General features: G+C 70.4%; 2 protein-coding genes. Both read right to left on the bottom strand.

Annotation, left to right across the window (positions count from 1 at the left end):
- Window positions 1-2,559: lectin (locus ACFW2E_RS42295; protein WP_384476116.1), on the bottom strand; the 2,559-nt coding region annotated here is incomplete at its 3' end.
- Between the two features lie 434 nt (window positions 2,560-2,993).
- The gene (locus ACFW2E_RS42290; RefSeq protein ID WP_384476113.1) at window positions 2,994-4,325 is read right to left on the bottom strand and encodes a hypothetical protein; all 1,332 of its coding nucleotides are present in this window, start codon (window positions 4,323-4,325) and stop codon (window positions 2,994-2,996) included.
- Window positions 4,326-4,423: the final 98 nt, after the last annotated feature.

The following is a 4,423-nucleotide window of genomic DNA, read 5'->3' as shown; positions in this document are numbered from 1 at the left end:
GTCCTGGGCGTATGTTCCGTTGCACGTCCACAGGCGGATCGCGGTGTGGTCGTCGGTGCCGGAGTTGGCGTCGTCGACGCACAGCCCCGAGTTCACCCCGGCCGTGACGGGACCCACTCGTGGTTTCGGCGGGGCGGCCGTGTCACCCGGGTAGGAGGGCGGGGCGGCCGACGCCGAGGTGGCCCAGTTCGTGTTCGCAACGGTGCCGAGGGTGAAGCCGAGCGTTCCTCCGGCGGTGACCGCGCTCGTGGGCGCGTACGCGTTGTTCCACGCGGACCCGTTGAACGTCGCGGACTGCACATAGGGTGCGTTGTCCGCCGCGCCGTCGCCGTTGATCGTCAGGGTCTTGCCGGACGGCAGTGTGATCACGGCCTGGGAGAACAACGGCGAGCCGAGGGCGAGGTCCGACGTCCCTGGCGTCATGGGATACATGCCGAGGGCGGACCAGACGTACCAGGCGCTCATGGCGCCGAGGTCGTCGTTGCCGTCGGCGAGGCCGGCAGGTGTGTTCGACCAGATCCGGTCCTGGACCGAGCGTACCGTCGCCTGGGTCTTGTACGGCTGGCCGATGTAGTCGTACTCCCAGGGAAGTTCGATGCTGGGCTCGTTGCCGACCCACGCGTAGCCGTCGGCGCCGGTGTAGCTGCGCAGGACGGTGTCGAGGTAGTCGCCCATCACCTTGTTGCCGCCCTTGGCGGTGGCGAGCCCGGCCACGTCGAAGGGAACCATTCCGGAGTAGATCCACGAGTCGGCCTCCACCATGTCCGTGCCGCTGGTGGGATCGAATCCGCCGGTCCAGGTGCCGTTCGCGTTGCGGGGCTGGACGAAACCGGAGGCCGGGTTCAGCGTGTTGCGCCAGTCCTGGGCCCGATGGGCGTACGTCTGCTGGTTCTTCGTGTCGCCGAGGGCGCCGGCGAAGGCCGAGAGGGCGAAGTCCGCGGTGTCGTACTCCAGGGTCGTGGCCACCGGACCGTAGAAGTTGCAGCAGCCGTAACTGCCGTCGTGGGGTTCGTATCCGGGGTCGTCCAGGTAGTTCAGGCCCGGTCGGTCGTTGTTCGCGGTGCCGGCCTGTTTCACCAGGCCGGCCAGCGCCTTCGCGGTGTCGAAGTTCCGTGCGCCGAACGCGTGGTAGTCGGCGATGATCGCCGCCGCCGGGTCACCGACCATGACGTAGGACTCGCCGTTGTTCTCCGACCACTTGGGGAAGATCCCGGTCTGGGTGTAGTCGTCGGTCATCGACTGGGCGGTGTCGGAGGCGACCTGAGGACTCACCAGTGCCTCCAACTGCGCCTGGGAGCGGTATATGTCCCAGCCGGAGTAGTTGGCGTATGCGGCGTCGTGTCCGGCATCGACGGTGTGCGTCCTGCCGTCGAAGCCGTAGTACTGGCCGTTTGTGTCGCTGATGATGTTCGGGTGCAGCAGTGAGTGGTAGAGCGCCGTGTAGAACATCTTCTGCTGGTCCGCCGTACCGCCCGCGATACGTACCTTGCCCAGTGCCGTGTCCCACGCCTGATGGGCCGCGGCGCGCACATTGTCGAAATTCCAGCCGGAGTTCTCCGCACTCCGGTTGGCCACCGCGTTCGCCACCGAGACGTAGGAGACGCCGACCTTGGCCTGCACGGTCCGGTTCGCGCTCGTGTTGAACGTGACGTGCGCGTTCGAGGCGGCTGCGTCCTGGCTCGCGTCCTCGGGTGCCGCCCGGTCGGCGCGGGGCTTCGGCATGGATCCGTGCAGACGGGGCTTGTTCGGCTTGTCCGGGGCGTTCCTGCCCGCCGGTTCGGCGGGCGGCGCGGAGCGTCTCGCCCCGGGAGCGAGCGTGCTGCCGCTGGAGGTGAACGGCTGGTCGAAGACCATGTCGAAGTAGACGGTGTACGAGTTCCCCGCGCCGCAGAACCTTCCGCTGGTGACCTGGCCGCTGACCTCGGTGTCGGAGACGACGTCGAACTGAGGGGAACTGCCGCCGTTCTGGCTGCCGGTCAGCTTGAAGATCAGGTTGGCCTGGGAGGTCGCGGGGAAGGTGAAGCGCGCCATGCCGCTGCGCGCGGTGGTGGTGAGTTCGGTGGTCACCTTGTTGTCGAGGGCGACCTCGTAGGAGCCGGCCGAGGCGGACTCGTTGGCGTGCGAGAAGGAGTCCGTGGCCGTGTTGTTGACCGCACCCACCGTGGGCAGCACCGGCACGTCACCCGCGGCCCCACAACCGGGCCCCGCGATGTGGGTGAGGCTGAATCCGGTGATCGAGGAGTCCTTGTACTCGTACCCGCCGCCCGGGGGTCGCGACGAGGTGTCCGGGCTCCACTGCACCATGCCGAAGGGGACGTCCGCGCCGGGGAAGTCGTTGGCGTCGTTCGACGTGCCGATGAAGGGATTGACCAGGTCCGCCGGCGACGACACGAGTTCCGGTGCCCTCACGGGTGCGGCCCAGGCGCCGGGCGCGGGTAAGGCGTACGCGCCCAGGAGGGCGGCGCCGGCGGCGGCACCCAGGGTCGTTCGGATCCGGTGGCCGCGGGACGGTCGTCCGGGCGTGCCGGGCCGGCGTGCGCCGACCGGAGTCGAGAACATCGCGATCTGCCTCCTGAGGGGATGCGTTCTGGAGCTCACCGAGCCGGACGTACGCGGAAGGTCCCGGTGGAGAGGGCGGGTGAAGGACGGTCAGGGAGCGGGCCGTTCGTGGCTCTGCGGCCGGGCCGGCGGCGGCTCGGGAACTGCGGGGCCGGGTGACGACGTTGACAACGTTGTCTCACCTTGGGGCGAGCTCGAGCCCCCACCGTGACGAGCGCCCACCGCACCACGACTCATCTCGAGATCACCACCGTGACAACGTTGTCCAACCGCGACCCGGAGTCTTTCGAACGAGCAAGCAACGCGCGGAACTTGGCGGAATGCACCGCCTCTCCGGCCGCTGGATGCCAGACCGGCTCGGAGCACGGTCGCAACTTAGCTGTCGGGCATGCGCACGTCAATAGCAACTGATCGTGTCCGACCACGTACCGGCGTCATGCCGTCGGCACTCCTGCCGGCGAGTCACCCCCCTCGTGCTGCCGCCGGGGTTGGGGCAGCCCGTTCTCCCCACCGTCCGCGACGCTCGGGTCGGTTGCGGCCGCCGTCAGCACCAGAACTTCGTCCCCGGCGTCCCAGAAACGCCGTTCGGCCTTGCGGGGACAGAGCCGAAGGCCCACATCGCGGCCCGTGACGTGCGCGCCGCGCGCCCGGTAGCCGATGACGCATTCGCCGCGTTCCAGTGCCGCCGCTACGACAGTCGCGAAGGATGCCTCGTGGCCCTGTAGTACGTAGTGCTCGGCCGGGCGCAGGGCCAGTGCGCCGCCACGGGTGGCGAAGACCTCTTCGAACACAGCGGCAAGCTCGGGGTTGTGGGCGATCTGGGTCATCAGCAGGGCCGTGAGCTCGCCCCGGACGACGGCATCGGACGAAGGACCCAGCGGGGCCAGCACACGGCTGCGTGGGTCGCACAGCTCGGCCACCACGGGCAGTGCCCGCCCAGCCTCCTCCTCCCGTCTCCGCAGCATCAGCAGGTTCAGGAGGGTGTGGTCGTCCGGGCGTCCGGGGCCGGTGCCCGGGTCCGGCCCGAGCGCGATGATGCTGTCGTAGCCGAAGAGGTCGAGGGTACGCAGGACTTCGGGACGGTCCAGATGACCGACGTGGTGCGCGATGCCGAGCCGCCCGTTGTCCGGCGCACCGGGGGGCAGTATCGGACCGGGCCCGGCATCGGGGGCCGTGACCACGTCGAGGACGGATCCCGGCCGGGCGCTTGCGCTCAGGATCTCCACGACGAGCGGGGCACGGCGGTTCCATCCCAGCAGAAGCGTTCGTGTGGGCCCGGCGGGCCGTGGTCCGGGCGGGGTCATCGCGGCGGGGTCGACGTACTCGCCGCAGTCGGTGGGCGGGGCGGCCGTGTCGTCGTGGGCGACGACGACCAGCCGGTCTCCGGGGCCGAGGACGGCGCCCGGGGCCGGGGCGAGCAGCGCCCGGCCGTCGGTCCGCAGGAGGCCGACGACGCAGCGTGCCTCATAGCGCAGCGCGACGTCCGCGAAGGCGAGTCCCACCAGTTCCGGGGCGTCGACCACGTGGAACTCGGCCCCGGCGAAGTCGAGGAGGTCACGCAACGCCGTGGAGAGCCCTGGGCTCCGGGCCGACTGCACCAGTAGCCGTGCTGTCGTCAGGTCGGTCTCCAGAACCATGCCCCGCGGCCCGGCCGCCATTCGCGCGGCCGGCAGATGACGGCCGTCCCGCACGGCGGCCACCACCGGCGGACCCGCCTGTGTGCCGAGCAGTGCCCGCAGGCCCAGCAGGACTCGTATCACCTCCATGTCGGCGTCGAGGGGGGGGGCGGGGCGCGCCCCCCCCCCCCCCGGCGCGGGGGGGGGGGGGGACCGCGGGGGCGGGGGTGTGGGTGTGAGTGCCGCGG

The organism is Streptomyces sp. NPDC058964 (genome assembly GCF_042741275.1).
In the GTDB taxonomy this organism is placed as follows: domain Bacteria; phylum Actinomycetota; class Actinomycetes; order Streptomycetales; family Streptomycetaceae; genus Streptomyces.
Note: the sequence above shows the minus strand (reverse complement) of the source record. Positions and strands in the feature narration are given on the sequence as shown.